Raw genomic sequence first — 25,831 nt, forward strand, 5'->3', positions numbered from 1 at the left:
CGCGATGGCTCGGTTGAATGATGACGCCCCCTACGACGTCGTCGTGGTCGGCGGGGGCCCCGCGGGGGCGACGGCGGCCACCGAGCTGGCCCGGGCCGGGCACGCGGTGCTGCTGCTGGACAAGCCCGGGCGGATCAAGCCCTGCGGCGGCGCGATCCCGCCCCGGCTGATCCGCGACTTCGCGATCCCCGACGCGCTGCTGGTGGCCAAGATCCGCTCCGCCCGGATGGTGGCGCCGAGCGGCAAGGCCGTGGACATGCCGGTGGGCGAGGGCTTCGTCGGCATGGTCGACCGCCAGCATTTCGACCCGTGGCTGCGCACCCGCGCCGAGGAGGCCGGCGCCGACCTGCGCGAGGCGGCCTACGACAAGATGACCCGGCCGGACGACGGCCCGCCGCTGGTGCATTTCACCACCGGCAAGGGCGAGGCCCAGGCCCGTCACGCAGTCCGGGCGCGGCTGGTCATCGGCGCCGACGGGGCCTGTTCGCCGGTCGGCCGGGCCGAGGTGCCGGGCCACGACAGGATGAAGCAGGTCTTCGCCTATCACGAGATCGTCCGGGTGCCGGCCCCCGACGCGCCGGGGGGCGGCGCCGTCGATGCCGCCCGCTGCGACGTCTATTACCAGGGCCGGCACTCGCCGGACTTCTACAGCTGGATCTTTCCGCACGGCGAGACCGCCAGCATCGGCACCGGCAGCGCGAAGAAAGGCTTCTCCCTGCGCTCCTCGATCCGGGCCCTGCGCGTCGCCACCGGCCTCGACGGCGCCGAGACCATCCGCCGGGAGGGCGCGCCCCTGCCGCTGAAGCCGCTCAAGCGCTGGGACAACGGCCGCGACGTGCTGCTGGCGGGCGATGCCGCGGGCGTCGTCGCCCCGGCCTCCGGCGAGGGCATCTACTACGCGATGCTGGGTGGCCAGCTCTCGGCCGAGGCGGCCAAGGCCTTCCTGGCCACCGGCGACGTCCGGGCGCTCGCGAGCGCGCGGAAGCGGTTCATGAAGCTGCACGGCCGCGTGTTCTGGATCCTCGGGATGATGCAGTGGGTCTGGTACCGCAGCGACGGCCTGCGCGAGCGGTTCGTCTCGATCTGCCGGGACAAGGACGTCCAGCAGCTCACCTGGGACAGCTACATGAACAAGGAGCTGGTCCGGGCCAAGCCCGCCGCCCACGCCCGGATCTTCTTCAAGGACCTCGCCCACCTGTTCCGCTGGGTCTCCCCGTGACTGTTCTGGGGCTCGATCCGAGCTGGGGCCCGCCCGCGGTGGCGGCCGTGCTGGCGATCCTGGTCGCGGTCGCCGGCGGGGTCGCGACCAAGACGGATGGCTGGTACCGGCATCTCCGGTTCCCCGCCTGGAAGCCGCCGGACTGGGCCTTCGGGCCGGTCTGGACCGTGATCTTCCTGCTCACCACCATCGCGGCGGTGACGGCCTGGAACGGCGATCCCGATCCCACCGCCCGGGTGCTGCTGGTCGCCGCCTACGCGGTCAACGGCGTGCTCAACATCGCCTGGAGCGTGCTGTTCTTCCGGTTCCGCCGGCCCGACTGGGCGCTCGCCGAGGTTGCGGCCCTGTGGCTGTCGATCGCCGTGCTGGTGCTGGTCACCGGCCGGGTCTCGGCGATGGCCGGGCTGATGAACCTGCCGTATCTCGCCTGGGTCAGCGTCGCCGCCTGCCTGAACCTGCGGATCGTGCGCCTCAACGCGCCGTTCCGGGGGCTCGCCTGATGGAGGCGCTGTTCGCCTCGGGCCGGATCGTCGACGCGATCCTGGCGCTGGTCGCCGCCGAGGCTCTGCTGCTCGCCTGGTTCGCGCGGCGCCGCGGGATGGCCCCGGCGGCGCTGCTCGCCAACCTGGGCTCCGGTGCGGCACTGATGCTGGCGCTCCGGGCCGCCCTCACCGGATCCGGCTGGCCGGTGGTCGCCGGCTGGATGCTGGCGGGCCTCCTGGCCCACCTCGCCGATCTTGGTTTTCGGTTCCGTCAGGGCGCCACGGCGCATCGCCGCACCCGGCCGCAGCCAGGAACAACGCCACAAAGCGCTGCGTTCACGCGCAGCACCCTAGAAAACCTATAAAGACGGCTCGGGAGAGGTCGCCATGCAGCGCAGGAACGCCCTCTCGTCGGCCCGTGGCGCGGCCCCCCTCCTGGCGGGCCTGCTGCTCGCCGCGCCGGCCCTGGCGCAGGACGCGTCCGATCCGGTCGAGCGCGGCAAGTACCTCGTCACCATGGGCGATTGCGCCGCCTGCCACACCGCCCCGGGCGGCAAGTTCCTGGCCGGCAACTACGCGCTCAACATGCCGTTCGGGGTGATCATGACCCCCAACCTGACCCCCGACAAGGAGACCGGGCTCGGCGACTACGCTTACGCCGACTTCGAGAAGTCGTTCCGGCAGGGCTACAGCAAGCATGTCGGCTACCTGTACCCGGCCTTCCCGTTCGGTTGGTACACCAAGGTCACCGACGAGGACACCAAGGCGATCTGGGCCTACCTGCAATCGCTGCCGCCGGTGAACGAGAAGCGCAAGGACAACCAGATCCCGTTCCCGTTCAGCGTCCGCACCGCGCTGGTGACGTGGCGGACCGCGTTCTTCACGGAGGAGCGCTTCAAGCCCGACCCGAGCGCCAGCGCCGAGGTGAACCGCGGCGCCTACCTGGTCGAGGGGCTGGGCCACTGCGCGATGTGCCACAACGAGAACAAGCTCGTGGGCAATTCGAGCTTCGCCGGCCGCTTCGGCGGCGGCGTCATCGACGGCTGGTACGCCCCCAACATCACCCCGGACGGCCACCAGGGCATCGGCGCCTGGACCGACGAGCAGGTGGTGACCTACCTCAAGACCGGCACCGCCCCGGGGGACCGCCCCGGCGTCGCCGCCGGCCCGATGCGCCAGACCATCATGGAATCCCTCTCCAAGGTGAAGGAGGAGGACCTGAAGGCGATGGTCGCCTACCTTCGCACGGTCCCGGCCAAGCAGACCTACAAGCCGAAGGACCTCACCGCCTTCGACACCGCGGACGCGCCGGGCGCGTCCACCTACCTGACCTACTGCTCCTCCTGCCACCAGCCCAACGGCAAGGGCATCGAGGGCGCGGTGCCGGCGCTCGCCGGCAACACCTCGGTGATGTCGGATGGCCCCGAGACGGTGCTGCGGGTGATCTACGGCGGGCTCGCCGCCCAGAGCGGCTACGCCCCGATGGTGGCGATCGGCCAGCAGATGACCGATGTCGAGGTCAGGAACGTCACCGACTACATCCGCAATTCCTGGGGCAACAAGGCGCCGCCGGTGACCGGCGACAAGGCCTCCGAGGCCCGGGCCGCCACCAAGACCATGCTGGCCGGCACCGCCCCGTGCGCCGAGATCGAGCAGGACGCGCTCAAGGCCGCCTTCGACAAGGTCGGGGTGGCGGCGACGCTCACCGGCCTCAAGCAGCAGGACTTCGTGCCGACGCTGGTCCGGGTGGTGCCGCAGATCAAGGCGGCCGACGCGGGAGCCACCGACGAGGACGTGGTCAACGCCCTCACCACGGCCTTCTGCAAGGTCGGCCGCGACGACCCGCAATACGCCAACCCGAGCTGGCCCGCGGTGATCGGCACCTTTGCCAACGTCGCCTACAGCCAGGTGAAGAACCCGGAGAAGCAGGCGGCGGCCGTGCCCAGCGCGACCACGCCGCCGGCGAAGAACTGAGGTTTTTGGGTTTAACACCGTCATTCCGGGGCCGCGTAGCGGAGCCCGGGATCCATAACCACCGCGTCTTACGGACGGGTTGGAACGCGACTGCTCAAGTCCGCGACAGTCGCGACTATGGATCCCGGGGCGCCGCAGGCGAGCCCGGAACCCAGATCCGCCGACGCGCACGGAGAGCGCGGAACGCTGCGGCTCACAGTCGGCAACCACGGCGGTTCTGGTTTCCGGGCCCCGTTTTGCGGCTCCGGAATGGCAGGGCGGGTGGCGGAAGCTCGTCGTGGATCACGTCCCCGACGTGTCGGAGGTCGAACGCCGCCGCCTCGGCCACCTCCAGCCGGCGCCTCCCTGACGTGCCATCGCGCCCGGCGTAATAGAGGCGCTCAGGCCGGTTCGTAGCGCCGTACCTTCGAAAGGTCGCTTTCGGCCTCCGCGTGCGAGAGGTCGTGCGCGGTCTGAAGGTTGAGCCAGAACTGGGGGGTCGTCCCGAACCGGATGCTCAAGCGAAGCGCTGTATCGGCGGTCACGCCGCGGCGTTCGCGGAGGATCTCGCTGAGCCTGTTGGGCGGGACATCGATCTCGGCGGCCAAGCGGTTGGCGCTTAGTCCGAGCGGCGCCATGAACTCCTCGCGGAGAACCTCACCGGGATGCGTGCGCAGGCGGGGCATGGGTACTATCCTCGATGGTAATCCACGATCTCGACGGACTCGGGTCCGGCGTCGCCCCACGTGAAGCGGATGCGCCACGGGTCGTCGATGCGGATGCTCCACTGTCCGTTGCGGTTGCCGCTCAGCTTCTCGAGCTGGTTGCCGGGCGGGGAACGCAGGTCGCCCAACGCGGCCGCGGCGTCGATCATGTCGAGCTTGCGGACGGCGACGGCTTTGAAGGCACGCCACTGCCGGTGACAGACGTCGCGGAGGTGGAGCGCCTCCGTCTCCTTGTCCGCGAAACTCCGGATCATCACCGCGTGCTACGTTATACGTAACACGTATCAAAATATCAGGAGCGGGAAAAGGGTTCCGGAGGGGTCGCGTCAGCCCCTGCACGAAGGGGCGGGTGGCGGAAGCGCCCGATGGGAACTCGGATGTGACGTCCTTCCCTCCGGGAACGGACACGGTCGCGCTTCGTTTGAGCCGGGACCTTTCAACTCGGAGTTCCCGTGTCCAGCCTCGTCCGAATCCTGCTCGCGATCTTCATCCCGCCGGTGGCGGTGCTCGTCACCACGGGCTTCGGCCTGCAGTTCCTGCTGAACATCCTGCTGTGGCTGATCTTCTGGCTGCCCGGCACGGTCCACGCCCTGTGGCTGATGAACCGCGACCGGCCGCTGATCTGACCGCTACGGCTTGGCCTTCACGTCCGGCTCGCCCTTGCGCAGGACGAGCTTCGGGGAGGCCGCGGCCTTGGCGTCAACCTTGCCCTCGACCTTGCCCTCGACCTTCGCGGTCTTCACCGCATGCGGCTTGGCCGTCGCCTTCGGGGCCAGCTTGTCCGCGTCATGGGCCAGCTTGACCGGCTCCGGCACCACCGCCGCATCCACCGCCGGGGTTGCGGGGGCGGCCGGCTTCTCCTTGCTGAACAGCGAGCCCATCAGCTTCTGGTAGCTGCTCGGATCGCCGTCCGCGTCGGCCACGGTGATCCGGGCGGGCTTCTCGCCGACCGACGCGGTGGTCTCGACCCGCAGGTCTGGATCGGTGCGGTTGGCCATCAGCGTCGTGGCGACGGGATTCTGCCCCCGGCCGGCCTTCGTCGCGGCCTTGGTGGCGGCCTTCGCCGGCTCGGCCCCGGCCATCATCGTCGGCTGCACCTTCGGGCCGATCTCGATCTCCTGCGGCCCGGCCGCCAGGGTCTCGGGGCGGCTGACGTCGCCGAGATTGTGCCGGCCGAACTCCTTGGCGTCGTAGGGCAGCACCGTCTCGGTGCCGCCGAGGCTCGCGAAGGCGCTGCTGTTGTTCTGCGGCCGGAACACCGGGTTCTGGCCGCCGTCCTGGTAGACCACGCGCACGGCCGGCGTGCCCTTGGCGACCAGCTCGGCCACCTCTCGCTCGTCGTGCTCGCGCTTCTCGGCCACCACCGGGTCGAGTCGCGGCTTGCACGCGCCGGCCGCCGCGTCCGAGCCGCCGAACACGTATTTGGTCCCGCACTGGCCGACCTTCGGCTCCTCGCGCAGGGCCTCGAAGTAATCCGAGCCCTCCTTGAGGTTCTGCCAGAACGGCATGTTCGGGTCGTTGCGGAACTTGGCCATGTTCTGGGCCGTCATCCGGAACGGGTAGGACTGGAACTGGAAGCTGCGCTGGCCGCCGATGAACGCCTCCCGGGCCACCGCGTAGATCTCCGCGATGGTCGCGTCCGTCATGGCGAAGCAGCCCGCCGACGAGCAGGTGCCGTGGACCATCAGGTACTTGCCGGTGCGCCCGTTGGCCCGGTCGACCGCGTTGGGGAAGCCGGTGTCGAACGAGAGGTAGTACGACGAGTTCGGGTTCATGAGGCCCGGGGTGATCGTGTAGAACCCCTCCGGGGCCTGCCGGTCGCCCTCGCGGACCTTCGGCCCGAGCTGGCCGGACCAGCGGCAGATCGGGTAGGTCTTCAGGAGCGCGTAGCGACCGTCGCCGCCGCGCTTCCACACCTCCATCTCCGCTTCCTTCTTGTAGGCGCGGATCAGGATCGGGTCGGTCTGCTGCATGCCCTTGGTCTGCATCAGGGCGACCGTCTGCGGGGCGATCGGCGCGATGCTGCGCGCGCTCGGGCCGTTGATCCCGGAGCCGTCCTGGCAGCCGGCCAGCGCGAGGGCCAGCAGGGACGCCGCCGCCAGCAGTCGCGCAGTCGCGAGACGCGCCGTCATGGGGAACCTCGTCGTCTTCAGTCTGCGCCCGGCGGCCTTTTGCGAGCCGACATCGGGCGCCACTCCCCAACCCAATAGGCTCGTTAAGCTTGCGCCTTCGTTACCGCAAGGACCGGGGCGCAACACTGCACCGGACTCTCCGGTGGATGAGGGAACGTGGGCCCGTCTCCGGCCCGGCGGCAGGGCTGCGTCCTGCACCCGCAAACGGTCCCGGGGCTTTTGAATCCGGGACCTTCACGGTTGGCGCTAAACCATTGTTCTGAAAACTGAACCGCGGCTCGCCGCCGCGGTCGTACGCACCCGCCCGTCCCGGCGCAGCCACGGCAGGCAGGCGAGGCCCAGTGCCGCCATGGCGGCGCCGGCGAGGGGCGGGGCCTTGTGGCCGCGCGGATGCGCGGGGGGTAGTGGGCGCCGTCAGAGACCGACGCCGGCATCGGCCACGTTGTCCGTCCGCTCCGCCAGTAACCCGAACACCGCGACGGCGCAGACCACCGTGACGGCGGCCAGCGTCCAGGACAGGGTGGCGAAGGCCGCCTGGTAGGCCTGGATCAGGGCGGCGCCGTCGAGCCCCGGCAGCAGCGCCGGGCGGCGTCCGGGTCCCCACGGCCAGGCGCTGGCCGGCCTGGGCCAACAGGGCGCCGTCGGCCTGCCCGGGGCCCGGCGGAGCGCGACAGCGGCCAGGCCGGCCAGCGTGGCGCTGACCAGCGCGAGCGCCACGCCCTCGCCGGCGACCCGGACCGTGCCGAAAATGCCCGCCGCCATTCCGGCCCGCGCCCGGGGGACGACGGCCACCGACAGACCGTCCATCAGCCCCCAGGGCAGTCCGCTGCCGAGGCCGATGAGCAGCATCGGCGCCAGCACCGCGCGGTTGCCGATCTCGGTGAAGCCCAGCCACACGAGTCCGGACGCGGCCGCCAGCAGCCCGAGGCCCGAGAGCAGGCCGGGCGGGACCCGCCGGGCCAGCGCGGCGGCGGCCATCGGGACGACCAGCATCGGCGCCGACAGGGCCAGCATCAGGAGCCCGGCCTCCCGCTCGCTCCGGCCCTCGAGGCCGATGAAGCGCAGGGGCAGGATCACCAGCAGCACCACGAAGCACGCGCAGGTCGCCACCGGCAGCATCTGCACGCCGACGAAGCGCCGGTAGCGGAACAGGCCGAGATCGAGCATCGGCCGGGCGGCCCGGGATTCGATCGCCACGAAGGCCATCAGGAGGAGCGTGGCGGCGGCGAGCAGCAAGCACGGCACCGGGCTGCCCCAGCCGAGGCCCGGCGCCTCGATCACCGCCACCGTGAGGGCGGTCAGCATCGCGGTGAAGCTCACGGTCCCGGGCCAGTCGAGGCTCCGGGCCGCGGGGTCGCGGGTCTCGCGCATCCGCGGCGGCCCGAGCACGAGCGCGGCCGCGCCGACCAGTGCGCCGACCAGGAAGATCGAGCGCCAGCCGGCGCCGGCGATCAGGAATCCGGTGATGACCGGCCCGAAGGCCAGCCCGACGCCGAACGTGGTCCCGAGCAGGCTGAAGGCCCGGGTGCGGGCGTGGCCCTCGAAGTCCTGGGCGAGCGCCGCGGTGCCGCCCGCCAGCGCCGCCGCGGCGCCGACGCCCTGCCCGGCCCGGAGCAGGTCGATCAGCCAGACCGAGGACGCCAGGCCCAGCGCCAGCGAGAAGCCGGTGACGATCGCGACGCCGAGGGTGAAGACCAGCCGGCGGCCGTAGCGGTCGGCCAGGGTCCCGGCCGCCATCAGCAGGCTGCCGAAGGTCAGCATGAAGCCGTTGGTGATCCAGGTCAGCGCTTCGGGGCTGCCGCCGAGCGCGCGCCCGATGGCGGGCGTCGCCACCGCGCCCGCCGAGAAGCTGAGCGGCAGGATCAGGGCGGCCAGGCAGACCGAACCGAGCACCAGCGGATCGCCGGTCGGGGCGGGGTTCGGGGTTTCGGTCATGGCTCGGCTTCCTCGGCTGGGCGTTCGCGCGTCCCCGGGCCGGTCGCCGCCGGGAGGGCACCGCACCGTCGCGTGGAGCCTGCGCGCCGTTAATCCGGTCTCCGGTCCTTTCATTCCGGACGGGCGCGCTCTAATCCGCCGGCATGGACAACCTCGGCGACATCGCGGCCTTCGTGCGGAGCGCGGAGCGGCTGAGCTTCGTCGCGGCGGGGCGCGACCTGCGCCTGTCGGCCTCGGCGGTGGGCAAGGCCGTGGCGCGGCTCGAAGCCGGGCTCGGCGTGCGCCTGTTCCACCGCACGACCCGGCGGGTGTCGCTCACCGAGGAGGGCGTCCTGCTCCAGGCGCGGTGCCGGGCGATCCTCGACGACCTGCGCGAGACCGAGGCGCTGGTCACCCAGAGCCGGCGGTCGCCCCGCGGCATCCTGCGGATCAGCCTGCCGATCGTCGGCTACCGCTTCCTCCTGCCGGTGCTGCCCGAGTTCCAGGCACTCTACCCCGAGATCGAGCTGGACCTCGATTTCAACGACCGCCAGGTGGACCTGGTGGAAGCCGGCATGGATGCCGCGATCCGCAGCGGCACCCTGATCGATTCGAGCCTGATGGCCCGGCGCCTCGGCCTGTTCCGGTTCGTGCTCTGCGCCGCGCCGGCCTATCTCGACCGGGCCGGCACGCCCCTGCGCCCGGCCGACCTCGCGGGGCACGCGGCCCTGCGCTTCCGCTTCCCCACCTCCGGCAAGCTGCAGGACCGGACCCTCGCCGAGCCGCCGCCCGCGGGCCTGCGCACCGCCCTCACCTGCAACAACATGGAGGCCCTGCGCGCCGCCGCGATCGGCGGCCTGGGCATCGGCTGCATGCCGGATTTCCTGGTGGCTTCGGCCCTGCGCGAGGGGGTCCTGACCCGGATCCTCGACCTCTACCTCACCGATCCCGGCCAGTTCTCGATCCTGTGGCCGTCCGGCCGGCACATGTCGGCGCGGCTGCGCGCCTTCGTGGATTTCGTCGGCGCGCGGTTGTTTCAGGACGGGTGAGGCGGTGGGCCTGCAGGCCGGGGAAAGGCCTGCGTGGCAAGCGGAATCCCATCCCCCACCTCATCCTGGGGTGCCCGCGCCAGCGGGCCTCGATGGAGGGCACCAGGGAACGCGGGGCCGGCTGGAGGGCTCCTTCGAGGGCTCCGTTGCGCGGCGCCCCCTCAGCCGAACACCTCCGGCGGCCGGGCCGCCTCGGTGCGGATGATCTCCACGAGCTGCGCGTCCTCGGCCGGGTCGGCCAGCCGCAGGCCGACCGGGGTCGAGCGGGTCTGGACCGTCAGCCAGCGCAAGGTCGGCCGGAGGTCGGTGGCCTCGACGACCGCGACGCCCGGATGGTCCGGCTGGAGCTGCAGGAAGGTCAGGTGGTTGCGGCTGGCGCGCGCGCCCAGCAGGTCGTCGATCGCCTCGACCGTCTCCCGGGGCGTGTGGAGGTGGGTCATCATCCACAGCCGGTTCTGGGTGCCGGGCGTGTCGAGGGCCTGGCGCAGGCGGCGCACGCCCTCGGTCAGGAAGGCGTAATCCGCCCCGTTCGATGCCGGGTCGTGGTGGTTGAACACGCATTCGAGCCCGTGCCGCTCCCGGTACAGCCGGTGCCGGCCGCGCCAGATGTCGGGCCCGCGCCGCTCCGCCTCCGGGATGCTCTCGAGCTGGGCCCGGTCGGTGAGCGCGGTGAAATCGTCGTCCAGGCAATCCCGGACCATGCCGGGCATGGAGAAGATCCAGTCCAGCGGGCCGGACCAGTGGCGCAGGTCCAGGGTCTTGAGCACGTGCGCCATCTGGCAATTGCAGCCGAGCGAGACGTGGTTGTGCCCGCCCGGCTCGCGCGCGTCGCGCCGCCCCAGGAGCCGCCCGAGGGCGCCCAGAAGGCCGCCCGTCGCGCCGGTTGGACTCACAGGGTCCGGCCGATAGCGAGGAATTTCTCCGCCCGGCGGTCGCGGATCTCCACCGGGGTCAGGCCGTCGAACTGGGCGAGCGCGTCCGAGACGGCGTCGCCCGCGCCGCGGATCGCCGCCTCGCGGTCGCGGTGGGCGCCGCCGGTCGCCTCCGGGATGATGCCGTCGATGACGCCGAGCCGCAGCAGGTCCTGCGCGGTGATCTTCATGGCGGTGGCGGCCTCGTGGGCGCGGCCCTGGTCGCGCCACAGGATCGAGGCGGCGCCCTCGGGGGAGATCACGCCGTAGATCGCGTGCTCCAGCATCAGCACCCGGTTGGCGGTGGCGAGCGCGATGGCGCCGCCCGAGCCGCCCTCCCCGATCACCACGGCGACGTTCGGCACGCCGAGCGCCAGGCACGCCTCGGTGGAGCGGGCGATCGCCTCGGCCTGGCCGCGCTCCTCCGCCTCGATCCCCGGATAGGCGCCGGCGGTGTCGACGAAGGCGATCACCGGCAGGCCGAACCGGTCGGCGGTCTCCATCAGGCGCACCGCCTTGCGGTAGCCCTCGGGCCGGGCCATCCCGAAATTGTGGCGCAGCCGCGCCTCCGTGGTGGCGCCCTTCTCCTGGCCGAGCACCAAGATCGGGCGCCCGCGGAACCGGCCGAAGCCGCCCAGGATCGCCTCGTCCTCGCCGAAGGTGCGGTCGCCGGCGAGCGGCGTGAACTCGGTGATCAGCCCGGCGCAGTAATCCACGAAATGCGGGCGCTGCGGATGGCGGGCGACCTGGGTCTTCTGCCAGGGCGTGAGGCTCGCGTAGATCTCGGCGAGCGCCTGGCCGGCCTTGGCCTCCAGCCGGCCGACCTCTTCGGAGATCGAGACCGCGCCGTCGCGCTCGCCGACCGCGCGCAATTCCTCGAGCTTGGCCTCCAGCTCGGCAACCGGCTTCTCGAAGTCGAGGTAGGTGCGCGTCACCGCCATCGTGTCACAGGTCTTCCCGGGTTCGCCGCTCCGGAAGCGGCGGGCGCGAGGTGTTGGCGATGGCGGGGGTGGTGTCAACCGGCCCCGGGTTCGAGCAGCTTTGCGCGAGCGCCGCGCGGGCGTTTTTTAAGGTTGGGCGGTTGCGGTGGCGGGGTTGGACTGGTGCCTCGGGTAGAAGCGGTTTCGCGCTCGGCGCCGACCGCTGCGGAGGATGGCCGCGGATGCGGGCCTGCGGTCACGGCGCCCGCACGGATGCCGCCCTCAAGCCGGCGGCCGGTTCACCAGCGCCGGCTGCGCCGCCGTCCGCTCCGGGAACAGCTGCTTCAGCGCGTCGAGCTTCGGCGCGTCGTTGGCTGCGATGTAGGGGTGGCCGGGGTGCAGGGCCATGAAGTCCTGGTGGTAGGCTTCCGCCGGGTAGAAGGCCGCGCCGGGCTCGATCCGGGTGGCGACGGGCTTCGCGTAGGCGTGCGCCGCGCCGAGCTGGGCGATGTAGGCCCGCGCCACCCGCGCCTGCTCGGCATCCTGCGGGAACAGCGCCGAGCGGTACTGCCGTCCGGCATCGGGCCCCTGCCGGTCCACCTGCGTCGGGTCGAGCGCCACCGAGAAGAAGATCCGCAGGAGCTCGTCGTAGCGGATCACGGCCGGATCGTAGGTCACCGCCACCGCCTCGGCGTGGTCGGTGCCGCCGCGGCTGACGGACTTGTAGTCGGCGTCGGCGGACGCGCCGCCGGCATAGCCCGAGACCGCCCCCCGCACCCCGCGCACGTGCTGGAACACGCCCTGCACGCCCCAGAAGCAGCCGCCCGCGAACACCGCCACCTGCGCGCCGGGCGTCTCGTGCGCAGCGGTCGCGGCCTCCGGCAGGCGGCGCGGCGCCTCCTCGGCGAAGGCCGGAAGCCGGGGCAGGAGCAGCGCCCCGGCCAGGCCGAGCCCGAGGGCCGCCCCGAGGAGCGGGCGAAGCGTGATGCGAAGAGCCATGCTGTCCTCCGGCAAGATGCGCGGCTTGCTGTGCCAGACCTTTCGCTGCCCGGATCGAACGGGTTACGCTGACCGCGATCCGCCGCCGCGCACGGCTGGAGACGAATCGACGATGACCGAACCGAAGACGACCGAGCCGAAGACGACCTACGGCAGTGACGCGCTCCGGTCGGCGCACCTGGTGGCCCGGGACCTCCATGCCGCCGGGGCCATCGACAAGGCCACGATGCGCCGGTTCGACGTGTCGTGCCTGACGCCGGTCGAGGACCTCGCGCCGGAGGCGATCCGGGCCATCCGCGAGACCGCGCAGATGAGCCAGGCGATCTTCGCCAGGGCGCTCAACGTGACCACTGCGCTGGTGAGCAAATGGGAGCGGGGCGAGAAGAAGCCCGGCGGGCCGTCGCTGAAGCTGCTCGCCCTCGCCGAGCGGAAGGGCATCGACGCCATCCTGTGAGGCGGGCGTGTGGGCGGCAGGCCGCATTGCGGCGGCGCCCGCATGGGTCTAGGCACCCGGCAACAGACCGCTCTCCGCGTCCGGAAGAACCGCCCCGTCGAAGGACCCGCCCCGTGACCATCGCCCCCGAACCGAACTCCTTCCGCACCGGCCCCGACGAGCGCGGCCGCTTCGGCATCTTCGGCGGCCGGTTCGTCGCCGAGACGCTGATGCCGCTGATCCTCGAGCTTGAGGCGGCCTACGAGGCGGCGAAGGTCGATCCCGCCTTCGCGGCCGACATGGCGAGCTACGGCACCCACTATATCGGCCGGCCGAGCCCGCTCTACTACGCCGAGCGCCTGACCGAGCACGTGCGCGCCACGGCGCCGGCCGGGCATGGGGCCAAGGTCTATTTCAAGCGCGAGGAGCTGAACCATACCGGCTCCCACAAGGTGAACAACGTCCTGGGCCAGATCCTGCTGGCCCGCCGCATGGGCAAGCCGCGGATCATCGCCGAGACCGGCGCCGGCCAGCACGGCGTCGCCACCGCGACGCTCTGCGCGCGGTTCGGGCTGAAATGCGTGGTCTACATGGGCGCGGTCGACGTCGCCCGGCAGGCGCCCAACGTCTTCCGCATGAAGATGCTCGGCGCCGAGGTGATCCCGGTGGAATCCGGCACCAAGACCCTCAAGGACGCGATGAACGAGGCCCTGCGCGACTGGGTCACCAACGTCGCCGACACGTTCTACTGCATCGGCACCGTGGCCGGCCCGCACCCGTATCCCGCCATGGTCCGCGACTTCCAGTCGGTGATCGGCCGCGAGACCCGGGAGCAGATGATCGCGCAGGAAGGCCGCCTGCCGGATTCGCTGATCGCCTGCATCGGCGGCGGCTCCAACGCCATGGGGCTGTTCCACCCGTTCCTCGACGACCGCGAGGTCGAGATTTTCGGGGTCGAGGCCGCCGGCCACGGGGTCGGGTCCGGGCTGCACGCCGCCTCGCTCACCGGGGGCAAGCCCGGCGTGCTGCACGGCAACCGCACCTACCTGTTGATGGACGCGGACGGCCAGATCTCCGACGCGCACTCGATCTCGGCGGGCCTCGACTATCCGGGCATCGGCCCCGAGCACGCCTGGCTGCACGAGATGGGCCGCGTGAAATACCTCTCGGCCACCGATGCCGAGACCCTGGAGGCGTTCAAGCTCTGCTCGATGCTGGAGGGCATCATCCCGGCCCTGGAGCCGGCCCACGCCCTCTCCAAGGTGCTGGACATCGCCCCCCAGCGCCCGACCGACCACCTGATGGTGCTCAACATGTCGGGCCGCGGCGACAAGGACATCCCGCAGGTCGCCGAGATCTTCGGGACGAAGCTCTGAGCGCGGAGCGGCTCAGCCCTCGGCCCGGATCTTGTCCCGCGCAGCGGAGACCAGGAAGGCCGAGCGGGTGAGGCCCCGCGCCCGGGCGGCGGTATCGATCTGTGCCAGCACCGCGGCATCCAGCGAGACGTTGACGCGCACGGGCCGGCCGGAATCGAGCAGCAGCGGAACCACGCCGAGCGTGGCCTCAGTCAGGGCCTCGGCCACGCTCGGGTCGGCCCTCAGAACCTCCGGCGCCCGCGGTGCCGGCGGCGCCAAACCGGCGGCGATCCGATCGCTCATCCACTCGCTGAGGGCCGCCGTCGCGTTGACCATCGCCTCATCGATGGTCGCCCCCATGGCGGTGCAACCGGGGCAATCGGGAAACGCGACCCCGTAGGAGCCGGCCTCGCCATCGATCAGCACGGTGTAGCGGGACATACGCGTCCTCCTCAGATCCAGCCTGCGGCGCTGGCGATGCTGCGGGCGACGCCCGGCGTCAGTACCCTGTCGCGGCACCATGATCTTGATGCCTGGCCGGCTCGGGTGAGAGAATTTCTCATGCTTGGTTCCGCCTTCGCGGACCGAGCCCGCAGCGATCAACCGATCCACGATGGTCCTGCGATCCGTCTCGACCCTGGGCATGGAAGGTTCCGCCGCGATGTGTATTTATTTGCACATCGCGGCGGGTGCCACCAGGGTGTTCGCTGGTGGCCGGCCCCAAGGCGATCACCGCACCGTCACCTGATCCTTGATCTTCTCGTAGACCGCCCGGCTCAGGACGCGCTTCGACAGGAGCTGGTCCACGGACGCGTAGGGGCGCTTGGCGGTGATCGCCCGGCCGATCGCGCCGCCGCCCCGGAGCTTGTTGAGGTCGGCCACCGAAGCGGTGTTCAGGTCGAGGATCGCGAGGGCCCGGGGGCCGGCATCGTCCTCGGCGCGGTCGATCTCGGCCTCGCCCTGCTGCAGGCCGGGCTGAGTCGGGACGGGCTCGGCCGGGAACGCGAGGGCGTCGGCCGGCATCTGCTGTGCCGGGGGCATCTGCTGTGCCGGGGACGGCGGGGCTGCTGGCGCAGCCGCCGGGGCGGCGGGCATGGGCGTCGGATCCGGAGCCCGGGAGGGCGGGACCGGCTCGGCGGGAGCGCGCGCGGGGCCTCGGCCACCGGAGCGGGATCCGGTGCGGGGGCCGGATGCGGCAACATGAACTGCACCAGTGCCGCCAGGATACCGGCCACGATCAGTAAGATGGAAATACGCAGGATTGCAGGGCCGCTCAGCACGCGTCACTCGACGATGAAATTCAGTCTCAGGCCTCAGATAATGCTTTCCCGACCTGTCGGCCAACCGGACGGCCATTCCGCGGACCGCACGGGCCCCGCCGTCAACAGCCGTTCCGCCCCGGCGCGGACCCGGACGGGCCGGCGGTGACCGACCCGATCGCGCGCCTCGGCGAGCGCCTGGGGGCGCTGCGCTACCTGCCGGCCCTGTTCCGCGAGATCGCGGCGGCGAGCCCGCGCCTGCTCGCGGCGAGCCTCGCCCTGCGCCTGGTGGCGGCGTTCCTGCCGATCCTGTCGCTCTACCTCGCCAAGCTGATCCTCGACGGGATCGTGGCCGAGCATGCCCGCCCGGCCGCGGAGGCCGGCCTCGCGGACTGGCTGGCGGATCCGGCCCGGGCGCGCCTCGCCATCCTGGTCGCCGCCGAACTCGGCCTCGCCCTGCTGTCCGACCTCACCGGCCGGCTCGCGAGCCTGACCGAGACGCTGATCGGCGACCTCTACGCCAACGCCGCCTCGGTGCGGCTGATGGCGCATGCCGCCTCGCTCGATCTCGCGCAGTTCGAGGACAGCGCCCAGCAGGACCGGCTGGAGCGGGCGCGGCGGCAGGTCAGCGGCCGCACCGGGCTGATCGGCACGGTGTTCGGCCAGTTCCAGGCCCTGGTTACGCTCGCCTCGCTTACCGCCGGGGTGGCGGCCTTCACGCCCTGGCTGGTGGTGCTGATCGCCGCCGCGCTGGTGCCGGCTTTGCTCAACGAGTGGCACTTCACCAAGGCCGGCTATCGGCTGGCCTGGATCCGCAGCCCGGAGCGGCGGCGGATCGACTACCTGCGCTACCTCGGCGTCAGCGTCGAGACCGCCAAGGAGGTGAAGCTGTTCGGCCTCTCGGGTTACATCACGGCGCTGTACGCCGGCCTCGCGAAAGACCTGCTCGCCGAGAACCGGGCGCTGGCCACCGCCCGGGCGCGCTGGGGCTTCGCCTTCGCAAGCCTCGGGACGCTGGCCTACTACGCCGCCTACGCGGTGATCGTCTGGCGGACCGTGGCCGGGGCGTTCTCGATCGGCGACCTCGCCTTCCTGGCCGGCGCCTTCCAGCGCCTACGCGGCGGCATCGAGGGGCTGCTGCTCGGCCTCACCCAGATCAGCGGCCAGGCGCAGTATCTCGACGACTTCTTCTCGTTCTTCGCGATCCGGCCGGAGATCCGCTCGCCCGCGCAGCCCGCGCCGGTGCCGAGCCCGATCCGCGACGGCCTGGTGTTCGAGGATGTCGGCTACCGCTATCCCGGCACCGACACCTGGGCCCTGCGCGGCCTGTCCTTCGCGGTGCGGGCGGGGGAGACCGTGGCGCTGGTCGGCGGCAACGGCGCCGGCAAGACCACGATCGTCAAGCTGATGACCCGGCTGTACGATCCGCACGAGGGCCGCGTGCTGCTCGACGGGCTGCCGCTCGGCGCCTACGACCTCGACGCCCTGCGGGCGCGGGTCGCGGCGATCTTCCAGGACTTCGTGCGGTTCGATCTCACGGCGGGCGAGAACGTCGCGGTCGGCCGGATCGAGGCCGCCGGCGACCAGGACCGCATCGCGGCGGCCGCCGTCCGGGGCTCGCCGCCCTGGTGATCGCGCGCCTGCCGCAGGGCTACGCGCAGCCGCTCGGCAAGCGCTTCGCCGGCGGCCTCGACCTGTCGGGGGGCGAGTGGCAGAAGGTCGCGCTGTCCCGGGCCTACATGCGCGAGGCCGAGATCCTGATCCTCGACGAGCCGACCGCGGCGCTCGACGCCCGGGCCGAGCACGACGTGTTCGCCCGGTTCCGCGAATTGTCGGCGGGCCGCACCGCGGTGCTGATCTCGCACCGGTTCTCGACGGTGCGGATGGCCGACCGGATCCTGGTCCTGGAGGGCGGCCGGCTGCTCGAGGAGGGCAGCCACGCCGCCCTGATGGCGCGGGGCGGCCGCTACGCCGAGCTGTTCACCCTGCAGGCCCAAGGCTACCGATGAGGGACAGCAGAGGCGCATCGGACGCACGTCGGAGACGATCCACCCCGCAGAAGCATCAACCCCGTCATCCCCGGCCGCGAAGCGGAGCCCGGAATCCAGAACCAGAGGTGGAGCAAGTCCCGGTACCGTCGGCGGCTCTGGATTCCGTACCCGCCTGCGGCGCGCCGGAACGACGGAGTGGTTCATCGGGCCGATCGTCGCGCTGGATTGCAGGGACGATCCAGACATGATCGAGCCTGTCGGGGCCGTTCGTCCGTGCGGCGATTGCCGTACACGGTTCGGTCCGACGATTGCCCCTTTCGCGTCGCCTGCTATCTGGCGGACCTTGAACCGGGATCATCCATGCGCCTCTCGCACCTCCTGACGACCGGCCTTCTCGTCTCCGCCTGGGGGGCGCAGGCTGCGCCGGCCGTCTCCGAGCCGCCGCCTCCGCCCGAGGCCAAGGCTCCCGCGCCGGCCCAGGAGGCCAAGGACATCGTGCTGGCCAACCACCGGGCGGTCTACGACCTGTCGCTGGCCGAGGGCGGGGGCACCCGCTCGGTGGAGAGCGCCCGGGGCCGCATCGTCATCGACTTCCGGGGCGATGCCTGCCGCGGCTACACCATGCTGACCCGGCAGGTGACGGAGCTCTCCTCCGGCGAGAGCGGGCCGCGCCTGTCGGACATGCGCAGCACCACCTTCGAGGGCGGCAAGGGCCGGGAGTTCCGGTTCAAGACCACGACGCTGACCAACAACCAGCCCGCCGCCCCGGTGGACGGCACCGCCTCAGAGCAGGGCCAAGGACAGGGGGAGTCCGTCACGGTGAAGCTGAAGGGCGCCAAGTCCTTCACCGTGGAGGGACCGGTGCTGTTCCCGAGCGAGCACATGCGCCACCTGATCGAGGCGGCGCGGGGCGGCCAGGCGACCCTCTCGGCCAAGGTGTTCGACGGCTCCGACGACGGCCGGAAGGTCTACGATACCTTCGCGGTGATCGGCCATGCGGGGGCCGGCCCGGCCGCCGACACCGCCCGCGACAAGCCCCTGCGGACGGGGCCGCTCTCCAGCATGCCGCACTGGCCGGTGCGCCTCAGCTACTACACCCCGGGGGCGGGGGAACGGACGCCGATCTACACCCTCGGCTTCGACCTCTACGAGAACGGGGTCAGCGGCGCGCTCAAGCTCGATTACGGCGAGTTCGCCATCGTAGGCGACATGACAGCCCTCGACATCGACGTCCAATCCGGCCGCGCCGCCGCCAAGGAGGGTGGCAATGAGGGCGACAAGGGCTGCACGCCGTGAGGACGGGCCCGAGGGTCATACCGGATCGAGGATGAGGCGGAAGGCCGTGCGCGCATCTCCCTCCCCCCTCTGCGGGGGAGGGTGGGCCGGCCGGCAGGCCGGGTCGGGAGAGGGGAACCCGGCGTCCGAATGAGGCAGAGCCGATGTGCGGGTCAGCGCTCTTTCCTGCGCCGTCGCTCCCTCTCCCGACCCCCTTCGGGGGCCACCCTCCCCCGCAGAGGGGGGAGGGAAGCCGCGCCTCCCGCGCCTGACACCCTGGCCGCATCCGCGCCAAAAGCCCGTCCGCGGCTCGACCCCCGGCGCGGCAAACCGCCGCCTCACGCCCAGTCATCCTCCGGCTGCGGCGACAGGATCCGCCAGGCCGCGGCGATCCGCTCCGGCTTGATCTCGAGGGCGCCCGCGCAGGCCAGCAGCACGTTCTCGTCGCCCATCACATGATCGAGCACACCGGCCAGGAAGGCCGGTTCCTGGGCGCTTTCCCGCAGGGTGTCGGCGCTCAGGCCGCTCGCCGCCAGGAACGGCAGGAGCCGGTCGTCCTCCGCGACGATCCACAGCAGAACATCGAGGGCGAGCCGTTCCGCAGATTCGGCCCCTTGAAGAGGTTTGCCATTCATCAACATGTGATCGCTACAAAGGTCACCAAGGGGCTTCACGGCCCGCTAATCATGATCGGCGCGCACCGGGACATCGGATCATGAAAAAGACGGTGCTGATCGTCGAGGACAACGAACTGAATATGAAGCTGTTCAACGACCTCTTGGAGGCGAACGGCTACGCGACCCTCAAGACCGCCCACGGCATCGAGGCGATCGAGCTGGCCCGCGCACACCACCCCGACCTGATCCTCATGGACATCCAGCTCCCCGAAGTCTCCGGCCTCGAGGTGACCAAATGGCTCAAGGAGGACGACGACCTCAAGAGCATTCCGGTCATCGCGATCACGGCCTTCGCCATGAAGGGCGACGAGGAGCGGATCCGCGAGGGCGGCTGCGAGGCCTACCTGTCGAAGCCGATCTCGGTCGCGAAGTTTTTGGCAACGGTTCGCGCGTATCTTGAGCCCCGGTGACGCCGCACGGGCGCACCATCAGCGGCGCATGACCGCCCGCTCCGGCGGGACAGGGACATCGCGCGTCAGCGAGGAAGCATGTCGGCCCGCGTCCTGATCGTCGACGACCTGTTCCCGAACGTGAAGCTTCTCGAGACGAAGCTCGGGCTGGAGTATTTCGACACGATCGCCGCGATGAACGGGCCCGACGCGATCGCGATCTGCGAGAAGGGCCTGTGCGACCTCGTCCTGCTCGACGTGATGATGCCCGGCATGGACGGGTTCGAGGTCTGCCGCTACCTCAAGAACAATCCGGTCACCGCCCACATCCCGGTGGTGATGGTCACGGCCCTCGACCAGCCCTCGGACCGCCTGCGCGGGCTCGATGCCGGGGCCGACGACTTCCTGACCAAGCCGGTGGACGACACCGCCCTGTTCAGCCGGGTCCGCAGCCTCGTGCGCCTCAAGGCGGTCACCGACGAATTGCGCCAGCGGGCGCTGGCGTCGCGCGAGTTCGGCATCGGCGATCCCCTGGCGCTCGCCACCGCGGAGACCGGCCTCGACGCCCGGATCCTGCTGGTCGAGGACCGGCCCGGCTCGGCCGAGCGCATGGCCGGCGCCCTGCGCCAGCACCACGCGGTCACGATCGAGCCCGACCCGCAGGCGGCGATGCGCCTGGCCGCCGAGGGCGTGTTCGACCTCGCCCTGGTCAGCCTCGACCTCGACGGGTCGGACGGCCTGCGCCTGTGCAGCCAGCTCCGCTCGCTCGACAGCACCCGGGCGATGCCGCTGATCATGCTGGCCGAGGAGCACGACCGCGCCCGGGTGGTGCGCGGCCTCGATTTCGGCGTCCACGACTTCCTGATGCGGCCGGTGGACCGCAACGAGCTGATGGCCCGGGTCCGCACCCAGGTGAAGCGCAAGCGCTTCACGGACGCCCTGCGGGGCGCCATGCAGGCCTCCCTGCAGCTGGCCGTCACCGACGCGCTCACCGGCCTGCACAACCGGCGCTACCTCGACAACCACCTCGGCGCGCTGTTCTCCGACGAGACCACCCGGCGCCCGGGTCTGGCCGCGCTGATCCTCGACATCGACCGGTTCAAGGCGATCAACGACAGCTACGGCCACGAGGCCGGCGACGAGGTGCTGCGCACCTTCGCCGAGCGCGTCCGCCAGCACACCCGGCCGGTGGACACCGTCGCCCGCTACGGCGGCGAGGAGATCGTCGTGGTCCTGCCGGAGGCGGGCCTGGCCGAGGCCCGGGCCATCGCCGAGCGCATCCGCGAGAAGGTCGAGGCGATGCCGTTCTCGGTGCACCGCGCCACCCGGGCGATCCCGGTGACGGTCTCGATCGGGGTCGCGGTCCGGCACCCGGACGACACCGGCCCCGGCGACATGCTCAAGCGCGCCGACATCGCCCTGTACCGGGCCAAGGCCGCGGGGCGGAACCGGGTCGAGCAGCAGGCGGCCTGAGGTCGTTTCATCCGGCGTTCGCTGTCCGTGCCGGCGCCGCGGCTGAGTCAAAACGCTCACCCGCGCTTAAGGATGAAACTCTAGCTTCGCGCCCGACATCGAATCCCGCCCCTTGCGGATCGGGCGCGGCAGAGGAACGGACGACGCGGATGGATATGCAGGTGCCGGCCCGGTCGGGGCGTGCGGCGAGCGTGCTGGAGAAGCGCCGCCTGTGCAAGATCGCCTCCTCGCCGCACGCCTACGTCCGGGGCAGCACCGCGCATTTCTACGATCTGATCGCCGCCATGCCGGCCGGCACGCTGCCGGAGGGGCCGCCGGTCTGGATCTGCGGCGACGCGCATCTCGGCAATCTCGGCGCGGTCGCCGGCCCTGACGGGCGGATCGACATCCAGATCCGCGACCTCGACCAGACCCTGGTCTCGAACCCGGCCTTCGACCTGGTCCGGCTGGCCCTGTCGCTGGTGACGGCCGCCCTCAACGCGACCCTGCCGGGCATCGTCACCGCCCGGATGATGGACGCGATGGCGGTGGGCTACGCGGACGGCATCCTCGACCCCGAGGGCGCCGAGCGGGGCATCGCCCAATCCGACATCGTCGCCACCACCCGCCGGCGCGCGCTCGGCCGGCGCTGGCGCCACCTGTCCCGGGAGCGGCTCAAGGGCAAGGACGCGCGGCTGCCCCGCGGCGACCGGTTCTTCGACCTCGACGGCGCCGAGCAGGAGGCGTTCGAGGCGCTGAGCCGCGACGCGGAGGTGCACCGGCTGGTCCTGGCGCTCGGTGGCGCCGAGGCCGGGGCGGAGATCCGGCTCCGCGACGCCGCCTACTGGATCAAGGGCTGCAGCTCGCTCGGCCGGCTGCGCTACGCCGGCCTCGTGGAGATCGTGGGCGGCGACCGCCCGCATCTCGCGCTCCTCGACGTCAAGGAGGCGGTGCCGTACTTGGCCCCGCCCGCCCGGGGGGCCGACATGCCGGCCGACGCCGCCGCCCGGGTCGTGGCCGGCGCCCGCGCCCTCTCGCCCAACCTCGGCGACCGGATGGTCGCGGCGACGTTCCAGGGCGCCCCGGTCACGGTCCGCGAGCTGATGCCGCAGGATCTCAAGATCGACGCCGAGCAATTCTCTCGCGGCGAGGCCGTGCGGGTCTCCGGCCACCTCGCCGCCATCCTGGGCCGCGCCCACGGCCGCCAGATGGGCGACGCCGACCGGCAGGCCTGGAGCGAGACCGTCCGCGCCCCCGGACAGGGCGCCGGCACCCCCGGCTGGCTCTGGTCCGCGGTCACCGACCTGATGGGCGCCCACCAGCGCGGCTACCTGGAACATTGCCGCCGCATCGCCCGGGAAGACCTCGCGGCCTGAGCGTTTCGTGTCGTCGACCGGGGGCCGATCGATTCCGCATCGCCCCCCGCGATGCGCGACTTGCCCCCTCCCCGGACGGGCTTGCGGATCCGGGGTCCGTCGTCGCCGGCCCGTCCCGGGCATTCGGCCCGCAGGCTGTCGAAGGGCGATCGATCGCACGACTCGTGGCCCCCGAGGTGACGGACCGAAGCGGAGGCCCCGCAGGGAGCCGTCCGGGGATCGCGCGGCCGGCCGGAGGGCTCCTGCGGGGCCGCCGATTCGGCACCTCGGGCGGCACCTCGGGACGGCGCTGGTGGGACGAGCCCGTCGGCCGCCCTATTCCTCCGGCGGCCGCGGGCGGCCGAAATCCGGGGCTGCGGTCTCCTGGCCCTGGGCCACGATGCTGCGCCGGATCGCCCGGGTGCGGGTGAACATCGCGTGGAGCGCGTCGCCGTCGCCCCAGCGCACCGCCTTGGCCAGCGCCGACAGGTCCTCGTTGAACCGGCCGAGCATCTCCAGCACCGCCTCGCGGTTGTTCAGGAAGATGTCGCGCCACATGGTCGGGTCGGAGGCGGCGATGCGGGTGAAATCGCGGAATCCGCTGGCCGAGAACTTGATCACCTCGGACTGGGTCGCCGATTCGAGATCCGCGGCGGTGCCGACGATGTTGTAGGCGATCAGGTGCGGCAGGTGGCTGGTGATCGCCAGCACGTGGTCGTGGTGCTCGGCGCTCATGGTCTCGACGTCGGCGCCCATGCCCTCCCACAGGGCCCGGACCCGCGCCACGGCGGCCGGGTCGGTGCCCTCGGGGGGCGTGAGGATGCACCAGCGGCCCTGGAACAGGGTCGCGAAGCCGGCATCCGGCCCCGAGAACTCGGTGCCGGCGATCGGGTGGCCGGGCACCAGCGCGACGCCCGCCGGCAGGTGCGGCTGGACCGCCGCCACCACGGCGCCCTTGACCGAGCCGACATCCGACACGATCGCGCCGGGCTTCAGGTACGGCGCCAGCTCGGCCGCCGCCGCCCCGATGGCGCCCACCGGCACGCACAGGATCACCAGGTCGGCATCCGTGGCGCCCGCCTGCGGGTCGCCGGTGACGAGATCGGCGATGCCGAGTTCGGTAAGCCGGGCGCGCACGGCCGCGTCGCGGTCCAGCGCCACGATCGTCCGGGCGAGGCCGTAGCGACGGGCGGCGCGGGCGATCGAGGAGCCGATCAGCCCGAGCCCGACGATGGTGAGACGCCCGATGGGCGGGGGGCCGGCTTCAGGCATGCGCGCCCCGCACGAAGTCGCCGAGCGCGGCCAGGAAGGCCGTGTTCGCCTCGGCCCCCGCCACCGTCACCCGCAGGGCGTTGGGCAGGCCGTAGGCGCTGACCCGGCGGGTGATCAGCCCGCGCTCGGTCAGGAACGCGTCGGCGTCGGCGGCCGACCGGCCCGGCGCGTCGGGGAAGTGGATCAGCACGAAGTTCGCGACGCTCGGCGTCACCGTCAGGCCGAGCGCCCGGGCGCCCGCGGTGAGTTTTGGCAGCCATTCGGCGTTGTGGGCGGCGGCTGCCGCCATGTGGGTCTCGTCCGCGATCGCCGCCGCGCCCGCCGCGATGGCCGGCCCGGAGACGTTGAACGGGCCGCGGATGCGGTTGACCGCGTCGACCACGTGGGCTGGCGCCAGCATCCAGCCGATCCGCAGGGCGGCGAGCCCGTGGATCTTCGAGAAGGTCCGGGTCATCACGACGTTCTCGGATTCGAGCGCGAGTTCGAGCCCGGCCGAGTAGTCGTTCGCCCGCACGTATTCCGCGTAGGCGCCGTCGATCACCAGCAGCACGTTGGCCGGCAGGGCGGCGTGCAGGCGGCGGATCTCGTGAAACGGCAGGTAGGTGCCGGTCGGGTTGCTCGGGTTGGTGACGTAGACGATCCGGGTCCGCTCGGTGACCCGGGCCAGGATGGCGTCGACGTCGGTGGTGAAGTCGCGCTCGGGCGCCACCACCGGCTCTCCGCCCGCGGCCAGGATCGCGATCCGGTAGACCAGGAAGCCGTGCTCCGAGTAGATCCCCTCGGTGCCGGGGCCGCCATACGCGTAGGCCAGCAGCGACAGCAACTCGTCCGAGCCCGCGCTGCAGACGATCCGCTCCGGATCGAGCCCGTAGCGCTTGGCGATGGCCGTGCGCAGCACCGTGGCGCGGCCGTCCGGGTAGGTCTCCAGCTTGGCCGTGGCCTCGTGGAGCGCCGCGAGCGCCGCCGGGCTCGGCCCCAGCGGCGTCTCGTTGGACGAGAGCTTGTGGACCTTGCCGCCGCCGGGCCGTCCGCTCTTGCCGGGCACGTAGGTGTCGATCGCCAGAACGCCGGGGCGCGGTTCCGGGCGGGCGAGAAGGGGGGCGGACATGGCTCTGGCGACTCGGATGCGCGTGCGACGGTTCGTGTGCCGGGTCGGTCTACAGCATTTCCTCCGTGGGTGAAGCCGGGCGCCCCGCGTCACGCCGGGAGGTTCGGCGCCTTCGGGGCGTGGACACGCACTGGTTGGTGCGCCGGCGGTCGCTATGTTCGGCGGGGACCTGAGCTTGCCACGGAGGACCGATCCCATGCCCCTCACACGCTACCTGGACGGCGGCGCCCACATCCTGCCGGCCGACGAGACCCTGATCCGGTTCGCCATGACCAACGGCGAGCGGGTGATCGGGATCGACGTTCCGATCCCGGTTCTGCGCCAGACGTTCGCCGGCGGGGCCGACCTCGCGCCCCTCGACCTGTTCGCCCGGAACCAGGCGGCGATCGAGGCCGCGGCCAGCGCCGCCTACGACAAGACCGCGACGCCGAACGACCTGCTCGACATGGGCCCGGAAGATTTCGCGACGCCTCCGGGTGCGGCCACGCTCTGAAGCCGGCGGGGCCGGTCCCTGTGGGGCGGCCGAGAAGCCCCGCGCCTCGGTGAGGAAGCCCCGCGGCGCGGCAAAGCGGCGACGCGCAAATGCCGCGGGGCACCCGCCACGTTTCGGCCTGTTGATCCCAGAGAAGGGGCCGCGTCGGGCGCGTCGCGTCCCGCGTTCCCCTGGACGGATCCACATGCCCGGTGACCTGATCCCCTGCAGCCTGTTCCTGATCGGGATCCTCACCTCGGTGGCCGCCGATTGTCGGCTGCGCCGGGCGGAGGCCGCCCCGTGGGCGAACGGGTGCATCGCGGTGGTCGGGGCCGCGATGGTGTTCGCCGCCTGCGCGGCCGCGATCCGGTGAGTCCATGGGCATGCGCGCGCCAGCCGGAGGGGGGGCCAAAGGTATCACCGCCAAGGCGCGGATTCGGAGGAACCTGCGGCGGCCCCGCGCACTTCCCCAGCCGTGATCCTGGGCCG

At 71.9% G+C, this 25,831-nt stretch carries 26 protein-coding genes and 1 pseudogene; 15 read left to right on the forward strand and 12 right to left on the reverse strand.

Going from position 1 to position 25,831, the window contains the following annotated elements; translation table 11 throughout:
- Positions 1 to 4 precede the first annotated feature (4 nt).
- From FVA80_RS10360 to FVA80_RS10375, 4 genes are read left to right on the forward strand one after another with little or no spacing between them, the layout of a single operon-like run.
- The gene (locus tag FVA80_RS10360; RefSeq protein WP_147909132.1) at positions 5 to 1,219 is read left to right on the forward strand and encodes a geranylgeranyl diphosphate reductase; all 1,215 of its coding nucleotides are present in this window, start codon (positions 5 to 7) and stop codon (positions 1,217 to 1,219) included.
- Positions 1,216 to 1,719: a TspO/MBR family protein gene (locus FVA80_RS10365; RefSeq protein WP_187193643.1), complete on the forward strand. Its 504-nt coding sequence runs from the start codon at positions 1,216 to 1,218 to the stop codon at positions 1,717 to 1,719. The genes FVA80_RS10360 and FVA80_RS10365 overlap by 4 nt, the downstream gene beginning before the upstream one ends.
- Positions 1,719 to 2,066: a hypothetical protein gene (locus tag FVA80_RS10370; protein WP_147909131.1), complete on the forward strand. Its 348-nt coding sequence runs from the start codon at positions 1,719 to 1,721 to the stop codon at positions 2,064 to 2,066. Before FVA80_RS10365 ends, FVA80_RS10370 begins: the two co-directional genes overlap by 1 nt.
- Positions 2,067 to 2,088: 22 nt before the next feature.
- A complete protein-coding gene (locus tag FVA80_RS10375) occupies positions 2,089 to 3,675 on the forward strand; it encodes a c-type cytochrome (protein WP_147909130.1) in 1,587 nt (528 codons plus the stop codon).
- Positions 3,676 to 4,055: 380 nt separating this feature from the next.
- Here the strand turns inward: FVA80_RS10375 and FVA80_RS10380 are convergent, their stop codons facing one another.
- Positions 4,056 to 4,340, reverse strand: coding sequence for a HigA family addiction module antitoxin (locus tag FVA80_RS10380; protein ID WP_147909129.1), 285 nt, complete (start codon positions 4,338 to 4,340; stop codon positions 4,056 to 4,058).
- Positions 4,341 to 4,345: 5 nt separating this feature from the next.
- A complete protein-coding gene (locus tag FVA80_RS10385) occupies positions 4,346 to 4,633 on the reverse strand; it encodes a type II toxin-antitoxin system RelE/ParE family toxin (RefSeq protein WP_147909128.1) in 288 nt (95 codons plus the stop codon).
- A gap of 198 nt (positions 4,634 to 4,831) precedes the next feature.
- On the opposite strand from FVA80_RS10385, the gene FVA80_RS10390 reads away from it, so the two are divergent.
- A complete protein-coding gene (locus FVA80_RS10390) occupies positions 4,832 to 5,005 on the forward strand; it encodes a YqaE/Pmp3 family membrane protein (RefSeq protein WP_147909127.1) in 174 nt (57 codons plus the stop codon).
- A gap of 3 nt (positions 5,006 to 5,008) precedes the next feature.
- On the opposite strand, the gene FVA80_RS10395 is transcribed toward FVA80_RS10390, so the two are convergent.
- The gene (locus tag FVA80_RS10395; RefSeq protein WP_147909126.1) at positions 5,009 to 6,511 is read right to left on the reverse strand and encodes a murein L,D-transpeptidase family protein; all 1,503 of its coding nucleotides are present in this window, start codon (positions 6,509 to 6,511) and stop codon (positions 5,009 to 5,011) included.
- A 414-nt stretch (positions 6,512 to 6,925) separates the two neighbouring features.
- A complete protein-coding gene (locus tag FVA80_RS10400; RefSeq protein ID WP_147957828.1) occupies positions 6,926 to 8,446 on the reverse strand; it encodes an MFS transporter in 1,521 nt (506 codons plus the stop codon).
- A gap of 143 nt (positions 8,447 to 8,589) precedes the next feature.
- Here FVA80_RS10400 and FVA80_RS10405 point away from each other — a divergent pair, with 143 nt between their 5' ends.
- Entirely contained in the window at positions 8,590 to 9,474 is an 885-nt protein-coding gene (locus FVA80_RS10405; protein WP_147910648.1) for a LysR substrate-binding domain-containing protein, read from the forward strand.
- Between the two features lie 161 nt (positions 9,475 to 9,635).
- Here FVA80_RS10405 and FVA80_RS10410 read toward each other — a convergent pair whose 3' ends face one another.
- From FVA80_RS10410 to msrA, 3 genes are all read right to left on the reverse strand, one after another.
- The gene (locus FVA80_RS10410; protein WP_147910647.1) at positions 9,636 to 10,367 is read right to left on the reverse strand and encodes a DUF1796 family putative cysteine peptidase; all 732 of its coding nucleotides are present in this window, start codon (positions 10,365 to 10,367) and stop codon (positions 9,636 to 9,638) included.
- Positions 10,364 to 11,326 (reverse strand): acetyl-CoA carboxylase carboxyltransferase subunit alpha, encoded by a 963-nt coding sequence (locus tag FVA80_RS10415; RefSeq protein WP_147910646.1) that lies wholly within the window; start codon positions 11,324 to 11,326, stop codon positions 10,364 to 10,366. The genes FVA80_RS10410 and FVA80_RS10415 overlap by 4 nt, the downstream gene beginning before the upstream one ends.
- A 261-nt stretch (positions 11,327 to 11,587) precedes the next feature.
- Positions 11,588 to 12,304, reverse strand: a complete 717-nt coding sequence (gene msrA / locus FVA80_RS10420) for a peptide-methionine (S)-S-oxide reductase MsrA (RefSeq protein WP_147910645.1) — start codon at positions 12,302 to 12,304, stop codon at positions 11,588 to 11,590.
- A 112-nt stretch (positions 12,305 to 12,416) separates the two neighbouring features.
- On the opposite strand from msrA, the gene FVA80_RS10425 reads away from it, so the two are divergent.
- Positions 12,417 to 12,758 carry a DNA-binding transcriptional regulator gene (locus FVA80_RS10425; protein ID WP_147910644.1) on the forward strand — a complete coding sequence of 114 codons (342 nt, stop codon included), beginning with the start codon at positions 12,417 to 12,419 and terminating at the stop codon, positions 12,756 to 12,758.
- 113 nt (positions 12,759 to 12,871) lie between these two features.
- Positions 12,872 to 14,113: a tryptophan synthase subunit beta gene (gene trpB / locus FVA80_RS10430; protein WP_147910643.1), complete on the forward strand. Its 1,242-nt coding sequence runs from the start codon at positions 12,872 to 12,874 to the stop codon at positions 14,111 to 14,113.
- A 12-nt stretch (positions 14,114 to 14,125) separates the two neighbouring features.
- Here the strand turns inward: trpB and FVA80_RS10435 are convergent, their stop codons facing one another.
- Positions 14,126 to 14,533 (reverse strand): type II toxin-antitoxin system HicB family antitoxin, encoded by a 408-nt coding sequence (locus FVA80_RS10435; protein WP_147910642.1) that lies wholly within the window; start codon positions 14,531 to 14,533, stop codon positions 14,126 to 14,128.
- A gap of 288 nt (positions 14,534 to 14,821) precedes the next feature.
- Entirely contained in the window at positions 14,822 to 15,187 is a 366-nt protein-coding gene (locus FVA80_RS30460; protein ID WP_246692347.1) for a helix-hairpin-helix domain-containing protein, read from the reverse strand.
- Between the two features lie 329 nt (positions 15,188 to 15,516).
- Between FVA80_RS30460 and FVA80_RS10450 the strand changes: the two are divergent.
- Both FVA80_RS10450 and FVA80_RS10455 read left to right on the forward strand, forming a co-directional pair.
- Positions 15,517 to 17,360, forward strand: a pseudogene (locus tag FVA80_RS10450) (ABC transporter ATP-binding protein).
- Between the two features lie 342 nt (positions 17,361 to 17,702).
- The gene (locus tag FVA80_RS10455; protein WP_147910934.1) at positions 17,703 to 18,638 is read left to right on the forward strand and encodes a cell envelope integrity EipB family protein; all 936 of its coding nucleotides are present in this window, start codon (positions 17,703 to 17,705) and stop codon (positions 18,636 to 18,638) included.
- Positions 18,639 to 18,955: 317 nt separating this feature from the next.
- On the opposite strand, the gene FVA80_RS10460 is transcribed toward FVA80_RS10455, so the two are convergent.
- Positions 18,956 to 19,252, reverse strand: a complete 297-nt coding sequence (locus tag FVA80_RS10460; RefSeq protein ID WP_147910019.1) for a DUF3572 domain-containing protein — start codon at positions 19,250 to 19,252, stop codon at positions 18,956 to 18,958.
- A gap of 80 nt (positions 19,253 to 19,332) precedes the next feature.
- On the opposite strand from FVA80_RS10460, the gene FVA80_RS10465 reads away from it, so the two are divergent.
- The 3 genes from FVA80_RS10465 (at position 19,333) to FVA80_RS10475 (ending at position 22,511) form a co-directional block, all read left to right on the forward strand.
- The gene (locus tag FVA80_RS10465; RefSeq protein ID WP_007560977.1) at positions 19,333 to 19,704 is read left to right on the forward strand and encodes a response regulator; all 372 of its coding nucleotides are present in this window, start codon (positions 19,333 to 19,335) and stop codon (positions 19,702 to 19,704) included.
- A 78-nt stretch (positions 19,705 to 19,782) separates the two neighbouring features.
- Positions 19,783 to 21,156 (forward strand): PleD family two-component system response regulator, encoded by a 1,374-nt coding sequence (locus FVA80_RS10470; RefSeq protein ID WP_147910018.1) that lies wholly within the window; start codon positions 19,783 to 19,785, stop codon positions 21,154 to 21,156.
- Positions 21,157 to 21,305: 149 nt separating this feature from the next.
- Complete coding sequence (locus tag FVA80_RS10475; protein WP_147910017.1) at positions 21,306 to 22,511, forward strand: DUF2252 family protein; 1,206 nt, start codon at positions 21,306 to 21,308, stop codon at positions 22,509 to 22,511.
- 315 nt (positions 22,512 to 22,826) lie between these two features.
- On the opposite strand, the gene FVA80_RS10480 is transcribed toward FVA80_RS10475, so the two are convergent.
- Entirely contained in the window at positions 22,827 to 23,762 is a 936-nt protein-coding gene (locus FVA80_RS10480) for a prephenate/arogenate dehydrogenase family protein (protein WP_147910016.1), read from the reverse strand.
- The gene (locus tag FVA80_RS10485) at positions 23,755 to 24,870 is read right to left on the reverse strand and encodes a histidinol-phosphate transaminase (protein WP_147910015.1); all 1,116 of its coding nucleotides are present in this window, start codon (positions 24,868 to 24,870) and stop codon (positions 23,755 to 23,757) included. Before FVA80_RS10485 ends, FVA80_RS10480 begins: the two co-directional genes overlap by 8 nt.
- 196 nt (positions 24,871 to 25,066) lie before the next feature.
- Between FVA80_RS10485 and FVA80_RS10490 the strand changes: the two genes are divergently transcribed.
- Entirely contained in the window at positions 25,067 to 25,363 is a 297-nt protein-coding gene (locus tag FVA80_RS10490) for a hypothetical protein (protein ID WP_147910014.1), read from the forward strand.
- A gap of 184 nt (positions 25,364 to 25,547) precedes the next feature.
- Positions 25,548 to 25,715 (forward strand): hypothetical protein, encoded by a 168-nt coding sequence (locus FVA80_RS30465; protein ID WP_187193644.1) that lies wholly within the window; start codon positions 25,548 to 25,550, stop codon positions 25,713 to 25,715.
- The last annotated feature ends 116 nt before the right edge of the window (positions 25,716 to 25,831 follow it).

Source organism: Methylobacterium sp. WL1, from assembly GCF_008000895.1.
Taxonomy (GTDB): Bacteria; Pseudomonadota; Alphaproteobacteria; order Rhizobiales; family Beijerinckiaceae; genus Methylobacterium.